The sequence below is a fragment of the Phocaeicola sp. RTP21198st1_B8_RTP21198_201120 genome (genome assembly GCF_040929485.1).
GTDB classification, from domain to species: domain Bacteria; phylum Bacteroidota; class Bacteroidia; order Bacteroidales; family Bacteroidaceae; genus Phocaeicola; species Phocaeicola dorei.
On the sequence record NZ_JBCOCI010000554.1, the window covers coordinates 1 to 1043 of the forward strand.

At 44.9% G+C, this 1043-nt stretch carries 1 protein-coding gene; it reads right to left on the bottom strand.

Annotation, left to right across the window (positions count from 1 at the left end; translation table 11 throughout):
• The coding region (locus tag AB5935_RS28035) for a TonB-dependent receptor plug domain-containing protein (protein ID WP_368328106.1) at positions 1-1043 on the bottom strand (1043 nt) is incomplete at both ends.

Genomic DNA, 1043 nt, shown 5'->3' on the forward strand with positions numbered 1-1043 from the left:
ACATCTTATCATCCGTTTCCGGTACTCCGAGGTATTTAATCACCCCTTCGTAATCGCTATATGGAACGGCGGTCGTTTTCTTGTCTTCTATAAAATCTTTCGTACGGAAAGAGAAGTCTCCGGTAAAACGTAATTTGTTGTCCAGCATGGTTATATTCAGGGTAGTCGTATTTTTCAGCGTTTTCGTTGTACGCTTTATCCAGTTGTTACCCGTTACCAGTCCACCGACGGAACGTGCACCGGAGTGTGTCAAGGTGCCGTCCGGATTGAAGATTGGCTCGGACGGATGGCCTTCCATATTGATCGCTTTCCAAACCAGACCTTCATTCTGCTCTACATAACCCAATGGCTGCGTATATTTATCATGAGTATAGTCTATATTATTAGAAATTTTCAGCCAGTCGAACACCTGTGCACTGATTTTGGTACGCATATTCATAGTGCGGTAGGTATCCGAGTTATAATTGAACAGACCGTCGTAATCGTATAAACGTGCGGAAGTGTAGTAACTGATTTTTCCGTTCGAACCGCTAATGGATACATTATGCGACTGTGCAAACGTATGATCCTTATAAAGCGCGTCATAGTAATCTTCATTTCCATAGTATGTATACTTTCCATCGGGACCAACCGCTGCCTGTAATGTATTTCCTGCCAACTTCCGCTGCCGGAAAGTCTCCAACCATTCTTTTGAGAAAGGTTGTGATTTATTAATGCTGGTAGGCTCTATCCCGCGGTAATTGTATTCCGCCTCGCGAAACAGATAAGCCCAGACATAACCGTCATCAACAACATCCGGCACAGCATACGGAGTCTCATAGGAGAAGTTCCCCGTATAATTGACTGTAAACTTATCTTTTTGCTTTGACGGATCTTTTGTTGTAATCAGGACAACCCCATACGGAGCACGTGAACCATAGATGGCTGCCGAAGCCGCATCTTTTAATACGGACACGCTTTCTATATCGTTCGGATTCAACATGGCCGGATCACCTTCTACACCGTCGATCAATACCAGCGCACTACCGCCCGCTCCGATAGAC